This window comes from Arthrobacter sp. zg-Y1171 (genome assembly GCF_025244845.1).
In the GTDB taxonomy this organism is placed as follows: domain Bacteria; phylum Actinomycetota; class Actinomycetes; order Actinomycetales; family Micrococcaceae; genus Arthrobacter_B.
Window position 1 is genome coordinate 3,188,521 of the sequence record NZ_CP104264.1, and the last position, 14,112, is coordinate 3,202,632.

Annotated in this window: 15 protein-coding genes and 1 riboswitch; of the genes, 7 read left to right on the forward strand and 8 right to left on the reverse strand. The window is 67.7% G+C overall.

Annotation, left to right across the window (positions count from 1 at the left end; genetic code table 11):
* Positions 1-49: 49 nt before the first annotated feature.
* The 4 genes from N2L00_RS15005 to N2L00_RS15020 all read right to left on the reverse strand — a co-directional run bounded on the left by N2L00_RS15005 (position 50) and on the right by N2L00_RS15020 (position 3,290).
* Complete coding sequence (locus N2L00_RS15005) at positions 50-601, reverse strand: dihydrofolate reductase family protein (RefSeq protein ID WP_255862342.1); 552 nt, start codon at positions 599-601, stop codon at positions 50-52.
* A gap of 108 nt (positions 602-709) precedes the next feature.
* Positions 710-2,254 (reverse strand): DUF6297 family protein, encoded by a 1,545-nt coding sequence (locus N2L00_RS15010; RefSeq protein ID WP_255765316.1) that lies wholly within the window; start codon positions 2,252-2,254, stop codon positions 710-712.
* A gap of 3 nt (positions 2,255-2,257) precedes the next feature.
* Complete coding sequence (locus N2L00_RS15015; protein WP_255765317.1) at positions 2,258-2,944, reverse strand: ABC transporter ATP-binding protein; 687 nt, start codon at positions 2,942-2,944, stop codon at positions 2,258-2,260.
* A gap of 31 nt (positions 2,945-2,975) precedes the next feature.
* Entirely contained in the window at positions 2,976-3,290 is a 315-nt protein-coding gene (locus tag N2L00_RS15020; RefSeq protein WP_255765318.1) for a multidrug efflux SMR transporter, read from the reverse strand.
* Positions 3,291-3,300: 10 nt separating this feature from the next.
* Positions 3,301-3,367: riboswitch (guanidine-III (ykkC-III) riboswitch) on the reverse strand.
* Between the two features lie 132 nt (positions 3,368-3,499).
* Here N2L00_RS15020 and N2L00_RS15025 point away from each other — a divergent pair.
* Both N2L00_RS15025 and N2L00_RS15030 read left to right on the forward strand, forming a co-directional pair.
* The gene (locus N2L00_RS15025; protein ID WP_255765319.1) at positions 3,500-3,739 is read left to right on the forward strand and encodes a hypothetical protein; all 240 of its coding nucleotides are present in this window, start codon (positions 3,500-3,502) and stop codon (positions 3,737-3,739) included.
* 7 nt (positions 3,740-3,746) lie between these two features.
* Positions 3,747-5,051, forward strand: a complete 1,305-nt coding sequence (locus N2L00_RS15030) for an LssY C-terminal domain-containing protein (RefSeq protein WP_255862341.1) — start codon at positions 3,747-3,749, stop codon at positions 5,049-5,051.
* On the opposite strand, the gene N2L00_RS15035 is transcribed toward N2L00_RS15030, so the two are convergent.
* Positions 5,048-5,980, reverse strand: a complete 933-nt coding sequence (locus N2L00_RS15035; protein WP_255862340.1) for an AraC family transcriptional regulator — start codon at positions 5,978-5,980, stop codon at positions 5,048-5,050. The two genes, N2L00_RS15030 and N2L00_RS15035, sit on opposite strands and share 4 nt — an antisense overlap.
* 115 nt (positions 5,981-6,095) lie before the next feature.
* On the opposite strand from N2L00_RS15035, the gene N2L00_RS15040 reads away from it, so the two are divergent.
* From N2L00_RS15040 to N2L00_RS15050, 3 genes are all read left to right on the forward strand, one after another.
* On the forward strand, positions 6,096-6,833 hold the full coding sequence (locus N2L00_RS15040; RefSeq protein ID WP_255862339.1) for an SDR family NAD(P)-dependent oxidoreductase: 738 nt from the start codon (positions 6,096-6,098) through the stop codon (positions 6,831-6,833).
* Between the two features lie 104 nt (positions 6,834-6,937).
* Positions 6,938-7,582 carry a hypothetical protein gene (locus N2L00_RS15045; RefSeq protein WP_255862338.1) on the forward strand — a complete coding sequence of 215 codons (645 nt, stop codon included), beginning with the start codon at positions 6,938-6,940 and terminating at the stop codon, positions 7,580-7,582.
* Between the two features lie 9 nt (positions 7,583-7,591).
* Entirely contained in the window at positions 7,592-8,401 is an 810-nt protein-coding gene (locus N2L00_RS15050) for an SDR family oxidoreductase (RefSeq protein ID WP_255862337.1), read from the forward strand.
* A gap of 78 nt (positions 8,402-8,479) precedes the next feature.
* Here the strand turns inward: N2L00_RS15050 and N2L00_RS15055 are convergent, their stop codons facing one another.
* Both N2L00_RS15055 and N2L00_RS15060 read right to left on the reverse strand, forming a co-directional pair.
* Complete coding sequence (locus N2L00_RS15055; RefSeq protein WP_255862336.1) at positions 8,480-9,181, reverse strand: hypothetical protein; 702 nt, start codon at positions 9,179-9,181, stop codon at positions 8,480-8,482.
* Positions 9,182-9,290: 109 nt separating this feature from the next.
* Positions 9,291-11,186: an FAD-binding monooxygenase gene (locus tag N2L00_RS15060; protein ID WP_255862799.1), complete on the reverse strand. Its 1,896-nt coding sequence runs from the start codon at positions 11,184-11,186 to the stop codon at positions 9,291-9,293.
* A gap of 254 nt (positions 11,187-11,440) precedes the next feature.
* Here N2L00_RS15060 and N2L00_RS15065 point away from each other — a divergent pair, with 254 nt between their 5' ends.
* Positions 11,441-12,397 (forward strand): D-2-hydroxyacid dehydrogenase family protein, encoded by a 957-nt coding sequence (locus N2L00_RS15065; RefSeq protein WP_255862335.1) that lies wholly within the window; start codon positions 11,441-11,443, stop codon positions 12,395-12,397.
* A gap of 52 nt (positions 12,398-12,449) precedes the next feature.
* On the opposite strand, the gene N2L00_RS15070 is transcribed toward N2L00_RS15065, so the two are convergent.
* Positions 12,450-13,640 (reverse strand): cation:proton antiporter, encoded by a 1,191-nt coding sequence (locus N2L00_RS15070; RefSeq protein WP_255862334.1) that lies wholly within the window; start codon positions 13,638-13,640, stop codon positions 12,450-12,452.
* A 258-nt stretch (positions 13,641-13,898) separates the two neighbouring features.
* Here N2L00_RS15070 and N2L00_RS15075 point away from each other — a divergent pair, with 258 nt between their 5' ends.
* On the forward strand, positions 13,899-14,087 hold the full coding sequence (locus tag N2L00_RS15075) for a DUF2252 family protein (protein ID WP_255862798.1): 189 nt from the start codon (positions 13,899-13,901) through the stop codon (positions 14,085-14,087).
* Positions 14,088-14,112: the final 25 nt, after the last annotated feature.

The following is a 14,112-nucleotide window of genomic DNA, read 5'->3' on the forward strand; positions in this document are numbered from 1 at the left end:
GGGTGCGCGGCGGTTGGTTCCGATCCGGCCGCCGCGCAGAAAGCACGCCTCAGCCCACGGCGTAGGTCACCCGGACTCCCCCGTTGTCGAGGCGTTGTTCCCGCAGCAGGCGAAGGTCCAGCGGCAACCCGTCGGGCAGGGCCCGCGCACCGCCGCCGGCAATTACCGGACAGATCACCAGCGACACAATGTCCACCAGCCCCATTCGCATAGCGCTCTTGGCCAGTTCCGGGCCGCCGATCATAACGTTTCCCGCGGCTTTGGCCCGTTCCACGGCTTCCGGAGTCAGGGTGCGTTCCAAAGTCGTCCGGCCGGTGAAAACATCCTGCAGTGTGGAGGAAAACACGACCTTGGGCACCGCCGTCCAGGCCGCCGCGAACCGGGCTGCCCCCGGCGGCCCCGCGGCCAAGGTTGGATCGGTTTCCCACACGGCCATGGTTTCGTACATGCGCCGCCCGTAGAGCACGGCGGTCGCGTCTTCCAGGTCCTCGGAGTGTGAGGCAAGAAAATCTTCGGTCGGCTCCAACCAGGCGAAGTTGCCGTCAGCGTCGGCGCCGTACCCGTCCAGTGAGCAGTTCATGGAGTATGTAAGGGATCCCATCCCGCAACTCAACCCCCGGGTCTTTCCCTGCACAAGGGCGCTGGCGCGCATGCACCGCGAAGCACTGCTCACGTAAGGCCCAGTGCGCCATCGAGTCTGCCGCCCGTCCTATTTCCGCGAATACATCACCAGCAGGACGCAGACCGCGGAAAAGACCGCCTGGGCCAGCAGCAGCACTACGGGAACGTAGCCGAGGAACAGGCCCAGCAGCAACGGCACCGCGGCCAGCAGGATCGCATCCAGCCCCTGGGCCAGGGATCCGGTCTGCGCTGTGGGCACCGGACCGAACACGGTTTCGGTCGGCGGAGCGGTCCAGTCCGGCAGCGGCCGGTACGCACCCCGGACCGCCGCAGCACCGAACCCGACCCCGGCGAGCGCGCCAAGCCCGATCAGCGCCGGGCTGCCCGCACCCAGCAGCACCAGGACGGCGCAGAACCCTGCGGACCACATCATCAGTGCGGCCGCGGGCAGGGCCGTCCGGCTCAGCCGCACCAGTGCCGGGGACAGCGGCAGCAGGGCGTCCAGCCCCGGTGTGATTGCGGTTTGCCGGGCCAGGGTGCCCAGCGCCGGAACCACCGCGCAGATGGTGAGCAGGATGATGACCAGCTGCAGCGGCGCGGGCTGCTGTCCGGCGGACAGCAGAACCGTGATGCAGAGCAGGAGCAGCAGTACGGGACGGCCCCAGGTCCCGGGGGTGCGCAGGAATGCGGTGGCATCCGCCCGCAGCAGTGCGCCGAACGGGGTGCGCGCTCCCCTGGCGTACCAGCGCCGCGCGCGGGAGGTCGTCCGGACCTTCGGCGTGCCGGCGAACGCCCGGCCAAGCTCGTTGGTGTCCATCAGATACAGCGCAGCACCGGCGTGCCCGGACACCCCGCCGCCCCGGATCAGCTCACGGCCCGGGATCGCACCTATCCGTGCGAACACCAGCGCCCACAGTCCAACGACGGCGGCCAACGCTGCGGCGGCCGGCCATAGCTCCCCGGCGGCGGCCAGCCGGGGAACGAAACTCAGCAGGACCAGCAGCACCAGCCCGCCGGCCGTACCCGCTGTTCCGCCCGGGAAACCGGTCCCCGCCGACTGCCGCAGGGCCGCCAGCAACAGTGCACAGACCGCCGCCAGCCCGAAGACGGCGGCACCGAGGAACTGGCCTTGCAATGGTGCCTGCAGGTCGCTGATGAAGCCGACCGGCAGATATAGCACCGCACCTCCGGCCCAGACCAGGCCTGCTCGGCGGAGCAGCGGTCCGGCCAGGAAGGGGCGACGGTCCACGGGCAGGCTCAGCCACCAGTACCCCTCGGCCGAGGCCACGGCCACCGGCCCGAGCTTCCGGGCACCGGCCAACACCGCAGCCAGGGCCGCGAACAGCAGGACGGTCGCCGCGGCGCCGTCGTGCAGGGCGGTCCAGTCCGCGGTGATAACAGTGCGGCGGCTGCCGGTTCCGGAACCCAGGGCCTTCGCGACCTCGTTCCGCATCGCCAGCACCAGTCCCCCGGCCAGAGCGCCAATGGTTCCGACTCCCAGCAAGGTGGCATAGGCGTCCAGCAGCACATCCCGGACGCGGACACTGCCCCGGCGGTGTTCCCGCGAGGCTGCACGAGTGTAGCGGGCCGGGTTGAACTCCGTCGCCCTCGGGGCGGCTTCGATGCGGGTCACGGGTTACCGGCCCGCGATCTCGGCCGCGGCCCGGGCCGGTTCGATCTCCTGCACCTGGTCATCGATCAGCAGGCAGCGTTCCGCGGTCGCCAGGAGCAACGCCGGATCGTGGGTCACAAGCAGAACCGTGCCGCCGTCGTCGGCGTATTGGCGGATCCGCTTCCCCACCCGTTCGCGCATCACCGGGTCCAGGCGCTGTTCCGGTTCGTCGAGGATCAGCAGGGAGGACGGCCGGATCAGGGCCGAGGCGAGCAGCAGCCGCCGCCTCTGGCCGGAGGAGACGGACTCCGGGACGGCGTCTGCGCGGTCCTGCAGGCCGAAAAAGTCCAGTTCCGCGTCGACGGCGGCGTCCGGGTCCGCGACCCCGTGCCCGCGGGCGACCAGCTGCAGATGTTCCCGCAGCGACAGGGAGGGGAAGAAGGCGTCCTCATCGAAGAGTGCGGCCACCTGCCGGCGGAACGGGATGGCGTCCTCGTTGGCGGGCAGCCCGTGGACGCGCACCTCGCCGTCGAGCATCAGCTGTTTCCCGGCGATGGTGCGGGCGGCGGTGGACTTGCCCGCACCGTTGAAGCCCACGACGCCGAGGATCTCCCCCGCGTCCGCGTGCGCGGTGATGGCGCCGCAGACGGGTGCACCGGCGTAGCCCACCAGTAGGTTGGAAATCTCGAGCACGGCCCCCGCAGCAGTCATGCCGTCTAATCTAGCGGGCCCGGGGCGCCGTCTAGTGGAGCGACTTCAGGCCGATCACGCCGCCCACAATCATCGCCAGGAACACGATCTTCAGCAGGGACACGGATTCCGCGCCGGTGGCCATGGCGTAGATGACGGTCAGCGTGGCGCCGATGCCCACCCAGACGGCATACGAGGTGCCCAGCGGCAGTTCCCGCATGGCGTATGCGAGCCCGGCCATGCTCGCCAGCAGGGCGGTAACGAAGATGGCCGAGGGCCAGAACCGGCTGAACCCCTGCGATTTGTCCAGCGCGGTGGCCCACACTGCTTCCAGGACGCCGGACAGCACCAGAACAATCCATGACATGAGAGTCTCCCTTGGGCCGTCTTGTCGCACACCGGGTACGGCACCCCTCGTCCGGGAGACCGTGTCGCGGCCTCCCTTCCACGGTCGCACGTCCGGTTTTCCGGGGCAACCCGGCTTCGCGGCGGGTGGGCCCGGGAATTTCCGGCCGGTTGGTAACCGGGAAGCGCAGACCGTCGACCATCCGGTCCGTTAGTGCCAGAGTTTTAGCCATGACTGATGAACAGTTTGAGCGCGATGACCTGGACATTGCCCTCTGGTGGCCGATGCTCACCTCCGAGTCCCGCGAGTGGCTGACCGCCAATAACGGTGACGCCGTAGAGCCGTGGGTGGTGGAGGAGATCTCCCGCAGCCGCGGCATGGCTTCGGACGGCAGCGGGGCCTATTACCTGCCGGATGCGGCCGTGGACTGGATTGAGGCCCGGGCAAACGGCGAAGTGCCGGGGTTATGACTTCCGGATGATCCGGCCGGGCACCGCAGCGGAGTCCGACGGCGGGCCGGGCGCAACCGCCGTCGACTGGGCTTTCTTTACGTTCAGCGGCATCGGTGCAGCCTGGTTCGCCGTGCTGCTGCTGGAGGAAAGCCTGCAGCAGCGGCATATCTGGTTCCTGGTGGTGTTCTGGGCCGCGCTGGCGTACTTGGTGCTGCCGCGCCTGGACCGCGTCCTGACGCAGATTTTCATTCCCAACTACTTCATGGGCCGCACCCGCACCAATGCCGGCCTGTTCGGCGACGCCGTCAACCTGGCCTTCCTTGGCAGCGAGGCGCAGCTGCGGGGCGCCATGGAAAAGGCCGGCTGGCACCTTGCGGACCCGGTGACCCTGGCCAGCAGCTGGCGCATTGCCTCCTCCACCCTGCTGCACCGCAGCTACATCCACGCCCCGGTGAGCCCCCTGCTCCTGTTCGACCGGCAGCAGGATTTTGCCTACGAGCAGGAAATGCACGGCAACCCGCGGCAGCGCCACCATGTCCGTTTCTGGCGCTGCCCCGAGGGCTGGATGCTCCCCGGCGGCATTGCCGCGGACTGGCTGGGTGCCGCGTCCTTTGACCGTGCCGTTGGTTTATCCCTGTTTACCCTGCAGGTCACGCACCGGGTCGGCGAGAACATCGACGCCGAACGGGACTACCTGATCAACTCCCTCCGGGAAGCCTCCCCCGCGGTGTCCGTGGAGGTCATCAAGAACTTCTCCACCGGATACCACTCCCGCAACGGCGGCGGGGACTCAATTGTCACCGACGGGGACCTGCCGGTGGCGGACCTGAGCAGGCTCCCGGAAACCGGCCCGGCCGTGCCCGTCGGCACAGCTGCCGCCCGGGACCGGCCGCCGGCTGCGGTTATTTTCGGTGCCGTTCTGGTGTTCCTGCGCGGATTCGCCTCCCTGGCGGTGGCGGCGCCCTTCCTGGTGCACCTGACCGACATCTCCCTGGTGATCAACCTGCTGGGTACGCAGAGCCGCGGCGTTGCCGAGCTGGGCAGCGCCTACGCTCCCACCAGCGTCTCCCTGACCGTGTTCGCCGGGGTGGAGGCGGTGCTTGCCGTACTCATTCTGCGCGGCAGCAACTCGGCCCGGCTCACAGCGATGTCCCTGAGCTCCGTTGCCATTGCCGTGCAGGTAGCAGCCGTGTCCGCCGGTCCCGAGACCGCACTGCGGACCAACCTGTTCGGCTACGCCTTCGACGTCCTGTTGATCCTTGCCCTGTCCAGCGACGGGGCGAGGATCTACGCCCGCTCCCGCCGCCGCCGTCCGGCCAGCGCGAGCTAATCCACCGGTTCCAGCGCCCGCACCCGGGACCGGTAATGCAACGGCGATTCGCCCACGCTGCGCTTGAACGCTGTGCTGAAGGCGCTCTCGGACGAGAAACCCAGGTCCAACGCCAATGACCGGATCCGGGTATCCCCGGACCTCAGTTCCCGCTGCGCCACGAGCATGCGCCAGTTGTTCAGGTACGCGCGAGGCGGAGTGCCGGCAACGTCCCGAAACCGCTCCGCGAAGGCGGTGCGGGACATGGCGGCTGCGTTCGCGAGTTCCGCCAGGCTCGGAGGCGGAGCCCCCGGGGCATGGATCAGGGCGAGGGCCGGGCGGAGCCGTTCATCGGCTATCAGCTTCAGCCATCCCTGCGGGAGTTCGGCATCGGTGATGAAGGACCGGAGTACGTCCAGCAGCAGGAGCTGCGCATATTGGCGGACCGCAAACCCCGAGCCGATCTGCTGCCGGGAAACTTCGTCGAAAAGACGCCGAATCAGCATGGGCAGGTGGGGTGCGGCGTCGGTGCCGGACCGGACGTGGGCCACGGGCGGAAGCGCCTGCAGCAGCAGGTCCCTGCCCACGGTATTTACCGCCACCCGGCCGCCAATGATGATGTCCTCGGTTCCGGGCTCCCCCTCCCCCGCCCGGACAAAGGTGCCGCTGGCGGGGGGATCGAGGCGGGCGGGCACTGCGTCTCCGCTGCCGCCGTGGAGCCGCAGCCAGGTGCGGCCGTTAAGTACGACGACGTCGCCCGCCTCCAAATGCAGTGGTTCTTCAAGGCCGTCGGTCGCCAGTTTCATGCTGCCCTGCACCACGGCAAAGAACTTCATGTCGTCGTCTATCCTTGCCTCCGTTTCCCAGCGGCCGTGCACGGCAATGCTGCCGGAAATGACGCCCCGGACTTGGATGAAATCAAGGACTTCGGATAAACGGTCGGAAACCATGTTTGTACTCTAGAGCAAGAAATGCGGACTTTTCCTTATTCCCAGTCCCGAATAGAGGAGACAGAGTGGAGGTATCTTCCACAACCCGGAAGAAACCGCTTTTTCAAGGAGTGCCATGAATGACAGCATGATTTCCCTCGTCACGGGAGCCAACAAAGGTATTGGGCGGCAGATTGCCGGCCAGCTGGCGGCGCTCGGCCACACCGTGGTGGTAGCCGCACGGAACGCCGACGCCGGTGAGCGGGCTGCCGCGGCCGTGCGCGCGGAGGGTGGAGACGCCGTCGCCGTCGTCCTCGATGTGACCGATCCGGCCTCGGTGGCGGCCGCTGCGGACGAGGTCAAACGCCGCTTCGGGCGGCTGGATGCCCTGATCAACAACGCCGGGATTGTGGCGACGCCGGGAGTCAGCTTTGCTGCCCAGCAGCCGGGCTCGGCGGACGTGAATGAAATCCGCTCCGTCTTCGAGACCAACTTCTTCGGGGTCATCTCCGTGACCGCCGCCTTCCTGCCGCTGCTGCGCCTCTCCGCGGCCGCTCGGATCGTCAACGTCTCCAGCGTGGCCGGATCCCTCGCCGCAGTATCCGATCCGGCCAATGCCGACCCGATCGCCGCCGGGTACGCCCCGTCCAAAACGGCCCTGACCTCCCTGACGCTGCAGTATGCGAAAGGGCTGGCGCCGGAGGGCATCCTGGTCAATGCGGTTTGCCCGGGCTTTGTTGCCACGGAACTGAACGGTTTCCGGGGAACACGCACCCCGGAGCAGGGTGCCAGGGCCGCCGTCCGGATGGCCACCATCCCGGCCAACGGACCCACCGGCACCTTCAGCGATGAGGACGGTCCCCTGCCTTGGTAGGGCGAACCCGCGTCCGGACGGCTTAGCCCCGGCCTGCTCGCCAAAAAATGCGGCTATCCCCCCGGTCGCTGCTCGGCTATTGTCTGCGTAGACCGGGGGGACACATGAAAACTCGATTTACCGCAGCGATGGGCGTTGCCGCAGCCGGCGTCCTATTCACCGGCATGCTTGCGGGCTGCGGAACCACCGACGCGGAACGAAACGAGGAAGCGGCCCGCGCCGAGGCCAGCGCCCGTCCCACCCCGGAACCCACAATGACCCTGCGGCCCTGCCCGGGCGGCGAAAGTCTGCGGATCGACCCGGCCGGGGGCTACGTGAGCATCGCACCCGGTTGCTACGACCAGGCGGTGGCGGAAGCCATCGCCGAGTTCCCGGAGCCGCTGCCGGCCGGGATGGAATGGCGGATCGAACTCAGCAATTTCAGCGACCCCTCGTCCGGAACCCAGCAGGGAGGGATCAGCATCCAGGACGGAGTCCAGGACACCACGGTCGCCGGCTACTGGCTCTGCGCGTGGATGGATTCCTACCTCCAGGCCCTCGACAGCGGAGACGCGGCGGGCCAGGACCACAGCATGGAGTACCTGGCCAAGTACACCTCCCTGCCCTCAACGCAGGAGTTCATGGTCAACCCCGAAGTCTTTGATGCCTCCGTGATTGCCCCCGCACAGGCCGGAGATCCCGCTCAGCTGCGGGAGTATTTCAAGGGCGGCTGCTCGTCCTTCCGCAGGTCCGCGGAGTCCTCCCGCTAGCATGGCCCGATGACTACCCCTCCCCTGACCGGCCGCACCGCCGTCGTCACCGGCGTGAGCCGCCGCCGGGGCATTGGCTTCGCCGTTGCCGCACGGTTGGCCGATATGGGTGCCAGCCTGTACCTGCAGCACTTCGCGCCGCACGACGACGAACAGCCGTGGGGTGCCGAGGACATCGACGAAGTGATGGACCTGCTGCGGGCACGGCTGCAGCCCGGCGCCCGGCTTGCCCACGGTGAACACGATTTCGCTGCACCCGAGGCGCCCGATTCCCTGATCCGCGACGCCTCGGCAGCCCTTGGGCACCTGGACATCCTGATCTGCAACCATGCCCGCAGCGGGGGCGACGGTCGGTTGCAGGCACTGGACGCCGCCATGCTGGACACGCACTGGGCCGTCAATGCCCGCTCCGTGCTGCTCGCCACCGCCCGCTTCGCCGACCAGCACGACGGGCGGACGGGCGGGCGGGTCATCTGGTTCACCAGTGGACAGCTGCTGGGGCCGATGCCAGATGAAATTGCCTATTGCACCTCGAAGGCCGCCCTCGCCGGCATCACTCCATCAGTCTCGGCTGACCTCGCCGACCGCGGGATCCTGCTTAACACCGTCAATCCGGGGCCGGTCAACACTGGTTACCTGGATCCGGCGACGGCGGACCGTCCGCTGGAAGTCCTCGACGACGTCGGGTCCCGGTTCCCCGGCGGCCGCATCGGCGCCCCCGATGATCCGGCCCGGCTGATCGCCTGGCTGGTGTCCGACGAGGGCCGCTGGGTGGTCGGCCAGACGATCAGCACCGAGGGCGGTTTCCGGCGGGGCTGAACCGTTTAGGGCTCCGGTCATCTTCACCCTCGTCGTAGGCGAAAGCCTCATCCGCGTCGGCAAAGGTCCCGCCCAGGGTTACTTGCTACAACGCTCGGAGAGCCAAGCGTCATACATCTCCGGGTACGCCTTCGCGATCAGGGGCTTAACCCGAGCTTCAAAATCGGGGTCCGAAGGCCAAGTACCGGCCCGAGTGTTGCGATTGGTGAACTGCGGCTGGGGTTTCCCGGAGGAGTCGAACTTGATCAGGTCTTTGTCGCTGTCGTCCGGGTCGCAACTCGCAGAGAGGAACGGGGACAGGTCCTCGAAGATGACCACCTTTCCACGCGCCGGTCGGTCGTCGGCAAACGCACGGTCAAGCTGGTCCATCTTCTCTTGGGCTCTCGCCTTGGCGTCCGCATCCTCGATCTTGGACAGGTATCCCTGCGCCTGAAGCTGGTTGGTGCGGAAGTGGGACTCCCACTGAGCTGTCAACGCGGCCGTGAGGGCGGTGGCCTCCGGGGTATTCATCGCCGGGTCTTTCCAGAACTCATCGAACTCGTCGCCGTGGGGGTCGTCCACCTCGCCGGACACCATCGGGAGCAGCGAGTCGACCATGGAGTCCACCTTGTCTGCCCAATCACGGTCCTGATACCCGTCTCCACCCCTCGCGATGAAGACTCCTACCGCCACTACGGCCATAACCAGCAGGAAAGCGGTCACTGCAATGGCCGTCTTTCCAACCGGTCCGAGTGACGCCTTCTTGGGCGGACTGGGCATGGGGTACTGCGTATAGCTCATTGGTGCCTTTCGAATGGGTCCATACGGGGCAGTCTGCCAGCCGCACTGCCGTTAACGCGTGACGACGGCGCCGCCTAAGGCGCCGCCGTCGTCGTACGTTGGGAACCGGTTACGCCTGCTGGCGGGCAGGCAGCAGGGGTGCGAAGAACCCGGCGAGCTCCGCCGTGGCAGTCAGCGGCAGCACGTTGGCCACGTACTGGTCCGGGCGGACCACCACCACGGCGCCGTTGCGGGAAATGCCGCGCGCCTCGAAGATGTCGGCGGTCGGGTCCGCGCCGTAGACCTTGGCCAGGTCATCGAGCTGGAACGGTCCGACCTGCGGCTTGAACACCGCCGGAACGGCGCCGAGGTCGATGCCCGTGTGGTCCTGCTGGTAAATCACCTTGACGTCGAACCAGGCATCCCGGTCCGCGCCTTCCGGCGTGGCCGCGAGCGGGGAATCCGGCGCCGTGTCCAGCCATTCGGCCAGCTCCGTGACCGGTGAGGGGGTGCCCGCGGCCGCGGCGTCGGCGAAGACATAGATCCGCCACTTGCCGTCCGCCCGCGCCTGGTGGCCCAACTGCACCGGGTTGGTGTCGCAGACACGCAGCACGGGTGCGGACTTGAAGCGCTTGCCGAGGGGGAAGCCGGCGGCCAGGTCCTGGTGCTTCGGCTCCGCAATGAGCATGGAGGGGGTGTATTCGGTCATGAACCCGGCCGGGAACTCGGCGGTGCGGACGTAGAAGTCCTCCAGGTCCGAGGGGTTCTCGAACTCCTCGGGCTTCTTCGCCATGAGCGTGGACCACTCTTTGTCGAAGTCGATGAGGTTCTTCGCCACCACCTGGCGTTCCGCCGAGTAGGTGGAGAGCAGGGTTTCGGGGCTGCGGCCGTCCAGCACGTGGCCGAGTTTCCAGCCCAGGTTGAAGCCGTCCTGCATGGAGACGTTCATGCCCTGGCCGGCCTTGGCGCTGTGCGTGTGGCAGGCGTCGCCGGTGATGAAGACGCGCGGGGTGCGGGTGCCGAGGTCCTCGGGCCGGACGTCGTCGAACCGGTCGGTGAGCCGGTGGCCCACTTCGTACACGCTGTGCCAGGCGACGTTGCGGACGTCGAGCGTGTAGGGGGCCATGATGCCGTTGGCCTTGGCGATGATCTGGTCAACGGAGGTCTTCCGGACGGCGCCGTTGTCTCCTTCGGGCACAACGCCGAGATCCACGTACATGCGGAACAGGTGGCCGCCCTCGCGCGGGATGAGCAGGATGCTGCCGCCGTTGGAGGACTGGATGGCGCACTTGGTGCGGATATCGGGGAAGTCGGTGTTGGCCAGCACGTCCATCACGCCCCAGGCGTGGTTCGCCTTGTCTCCGGCCATGGTGCAGCCGATGGCGTCGCGGACCTTGCTGCGGGCGCCGTCGGAGCCCACCACGTACTTGGCTTTAACCGTGCGTTCGGTGCCTTCGTCCGGGCCGGCCGTGGACAGGAGGGTGACGGTGACCGGGTACTCGGCGTCGTCGTCGACCTCGAGGCCGCGGAACTCGAACCCGTAGTCGGGCCGCATGCGGGTGGGTGAGTTGGCCATGAACCGGGCGAAGTAGTCCAGCACGCGGGCCTGGTTGACGATCAGGTGCGGGAATTCGCTGATTCCGGCCGGATCATCCAGGGCGCGGCCGGAGCGGACGATGTTCTCCGGGTTTTCCGGGTCCGGGCGCCAGAAGCACATCTCCGTGATGCGGTAGGCCTCGGCGGTGATTTCCTCGGCGAAGCCGAAGGCCTGGAAAGTTTCCACGCTGCGGGCCTGGATGCCGTCCGCCTGGCCGATGGCGAGGCGGCTGTCCCGGCGCTCCACGATTCGGGTGGTTACGCCGGAGAACTGCGAGAGCTGTGCGGCGGTGAGCATCCCGGCGGGGCCGGAACCGACGATCAGCACGTCCACTTTGTCGGGCAGGTCTGCGGGGCGGTCGACGCCGGTGCCGGCGGCGGGCTGGATGCGGGGGTCACCGGATACGTAGCCGTGGTGGTGGAACTGCACGGGGGTCCTCACTTCGTTGTGCCGTTGGTGCCGCCGATCGTGTTCGTTATTTGAACAGAACGTTCGATAGTCGAACCGCCGGGGTGTAGTCACCGTACCGGAGACATGACGTGGGTCACAAGCGGAACGGTTCGGCGTGACTTCCGGCCTCGTTTTCGGTCGGCCTGCCGGAGCCGGGAGCCGTATTTGCCGCCGGGCGCGGTACTTTGTTCCCAGCCGTTCCCCATCCCGTCCACCGCAGCAGGGAAGAGTTCATGACCGTTACATGCGCAGTGCTCGACGATTACCAGCACGCCGCCACCCGGTTCGCCGATTGGGAACGGCTGGCTGATCAGGTGGAGCTGACCGTCTTCTCCGACCACCTGGCCGACGAGGACGAAGTAGCCGCGCGCCTGGCCGGGTTCGACGTCGTCGTCATCATGCGCGAGCGCACCCCCTTCCCGGCGAGCCTGCTCGCCCGGCTTCCCCGCCTGAAGCTGCTGGTCACCTCCGGGGCCCGCAACGCCTCGATCGATCTCGCCGCCGCCCGGGAGCGGGGCGTGACGGTCTGCGGCACGGCGAGCAGTTCGACGCCGCCCGCCGAGCTGACCTGGGCGCTGATCCTGGGGCTGTCTCGGCACCTGGTCCCGGAGGCAACTGCGCTCCGCGACCGCGGACCCTGGCAGCAGACCATCGGCACCGATCTGCATGGTGCCACGCTCGGCCTGCTGGGGTTGGGGAAAATCGGGGTGCAGGTGGCACGGGTAGGCGCTGCGTTCGGGATGGAGGTCCTCGCCTGGAGCCAGCACCTCACCACCGAGCGGGCCGAAGCCGCCGGCGCCCGACTCGCTCCCTCCAAGGAGGCGCTGCTGGCAGCGTCCGACGTCGTGTCCATCCATCTGGTGCTGAGCGACCGGACACGCGGGCTGATTGGGGCCGGGGAGCTGGCGCTGATGAGACCGAACGCCTTCCTGATCAATACCTCCCGGGCGGGGATAGTCGACCAGCCCGCCTTGCTCCATGCGTTGCGGCAGCAGACGATTGCCGGCGCCGGGCTGGACGTGTTTGCCGAAGAACCCCTGTCCGCAGATTCCCCGTTCCGGGACCTGCCCAACGTTCTGGCGACGCCGCACCTCGGGTACGTCACCGAGCGGAACTACCGCACGTTCTTTCCGCAGGTGGTGGAGGACATCTCGGCGTTCCTGGCCGGCACCCCGATCCGGGAACTCTAGGCGCCGGCCGGTCCCCGCAGCCCGGTGTCGTAACTGCTTGGGCAGCCGGATACTACTTTCCGGGATTGGCCTCGGACCAGCGGTGGTAGGAAGCCACGAGCAGCTTGGCCGAAAGCCCATGCGCGAAGACACTTAGGACGATGGTGACAACCACCGTAGTCAGGAGTGTGGTTGCCGCCGGGATTCCCCGCTCAAAGGCCAACAGGCCGAACACCACGGAGGTTAGCCCCCGGGGGCCGAACCACCCCATGAACGCCTGGGTTTGCCACCGCACACCGCTGCCGGCCAGGGCGACGGCGACCGGCAGCATCCGCACGACGGTGAGGCTCAGCACGGCGTAGGCCACAACCTGCCAGGTGATGTTCGGGACGGCGGCCAGGACCGCTACTGCGCCGAAGATCATCCAAGTGGCCGCAGCAAGAACACTCCCCACTTCGGCGGTGAAGGAAGTAGCGTCGATGTTCCTTGCGCGGCAGGCCAGGCGGAACGCCATTCCTCCCACAAACGCCGCGATGAACGCACTGCCGCCGAGCAAACCGGCCGCCGCATAGGCGCCGAGGGCAACGGCCAGCGTGAACGGCTGGCGCCACTGCGTTTCAATCCGTCCGGCCGCGGCCCGCAGCAGGTACCCGCCTGCTCCCCCGACACCCACCCCGGCCAGCAGCCCCCATCCGATTTGCTCCGTGATGGCACCGGCGACAGCCGACGGCACGCTGCCGTCCAGCGTCGCCGACGAGATGTTCAGCGACACCAGAAAGAACGGCACCGCGAGGCCATCGTTCAGACCGCTTTCCACAGTCAGTGCCTGGCGCACGCGTCCCGGCACTGCAGTGTCCTCGACGACCCTCTGCCCCAGCGCGGCGTCGGTCGAGCAGAGCATCGCGGACAGGAGGAAAGCACTGGCCAGGGGAAGTTCGGGGAAGAGGAGCAGCCCGGCCCCGACGCCAAGGACAATGGTCAGCGGCAGCCCGATCAGCAGCAACCGCCCCGGCCACCCGAGACTTCGGCGCAGGATTCCAAGATCGAGCCGGGCAGCGTCGGTAAACAGAAGGAATACAAGGGCCAGTTCGGTGACCCGCTCGACGGGGCGGCTTTCCACGGTTGGTGGTCCGCCCAATGCCGCCGCGAGGACAGCCCCGGCGAGCACGAACACCATGGCACTCGTCACCCCGCGGCGGCTCAGCGGCGCCGAAAAGGCACCGAAAACCATCAGTACCGCGGCTCCGAGCAGTAGCGAGAGCATCGTGTCCCTCCCCGTACTTGTGACACCGGTGGCGGTCCTTGCATGGGGTATGACCAGCACTCAACCTACGAGATAGTCCCGTGGCCGTCGAGAGCGGACGCCCAGCGGGCCGCCGGAATAGTCCGGGAAGACGGCGGTGAATACGGAGGGCAGGGCTGTCCCCGACGCCGGACCCATCCCCTCGGGGAAGCCAGCCCGATATTCTACGGGCGTCAGCTGCCGGACAGAGTCTGACCCCGCAGGACCTGATCCGGCCTGATCACCCAGCTCTGCGGCGACGCCCATTTATCGAAGTTCGGGGTATTCGCCTCACCCGAGCGGATCCTGCTGTTCGATAACTCGGTCACCGACTTCTGCGAACGGTACGCAGATCAAAATGAGCAGGACTATCAAACCTTCGCCGACGCGGTACGTTCCGGGCGCCTGCCCGCGGTCGAAGGGGTCTAGGAGCGGCTGCCGCTGGGGGAAAACC

What these genes read in the sequence shown, in the direction of transcription:
- N2L00_RS15005 (WP_255862342.1), bottom strand. Translation starts at nt 601, where the DNA reads ATGGGATCCCTTACATACTCCATGAACTGCTCACTGGACGGGTACGGC.
- N2L00_RS15015 (WP_255765317.1), bottom strand. Translation starts at nt 2,944, where the DNA reads ATGACTGCTGCGGGGGCCGTGCTCGAGATTTCCAACCTACTGGTGGGC.
- N2L00_RS15020 (WP_255765318.1), bottom strand. Translation starts at nt 3,290, where the DNA reads ATGTCATGGATTGTTCTGGTGCTGTCCGGCGTCCTGGAAGCAGTGTGG.
- N2L00_RS15025 (WP_255765319.1), top strand. Translation starts at nt 3,500, where the DNA reads ATGACTGATGAACAGTTTGAGCGCGATGACCTGGACATTGCCCTCTGG.
- N2L00_RS15030 (WP_255862341.1), top strand. Translation starts at nt 3,747, where the DNA reads ATGATCCGGCCGGGCACCGCAGCGGAGTCCGACGGCGGGCCGGGCGCA.
- N2L00_RS15035 (WP_255862340.1), bottom strand. Translation starts at nt 5,980, where the DNA reads ATGGTTTCCGACCGTTTATCCGAAGTCCTTGATTTCATCCAAGTCCGG.
- N2L00_RS15040 (WP_255862339.1), top strand. Translation starts at nt 6,096, where the DNA reads ATGAATGACAGCATGATTTCCCTCGTCACGGGAGCCAACAAAGGTATT.
- N2L00_RS15045 (WP_255862338.1), top strand. Translation starts at nt 6,938, where the DNA reads ATGAAAACTCGATTTACCGCAGCGATGGGCGTTGCCGCAGCCGGCGTC.
- N2L00_RS15050 (WP_255862337.1), top strand. Translation starts at nt 7,592, where the DNA reads ATGACTACCCCTCCCCTGACCGGCCGCACCGCCGTCGTCACCGGCGTG.
- N2L00_RS15055 (WP_255862336.1), bottom strand. Translation starts at nt 9,181, where the DNA reads ATGAGCTATACGCAGTACCCCATGCCCAGTCCGCCCAAGAAGGCGTCA.
- N2L00_RS15065 (WP_255862335.1), top strand. Translation starts at nt 11,441, where the DNA reads ATGACCGTTACATGCGCAGTGCTCGACGATTACCAGCACGCCGCCACC.
- N2L00_RS15070 (WP_255862334.1), bottom strand. Translation starts at nt 13,640, where the DNA reads ATGCTCTCGCTACTGCTCGGAGCCGCGGTACTGATGGTTTTCGGTGCC.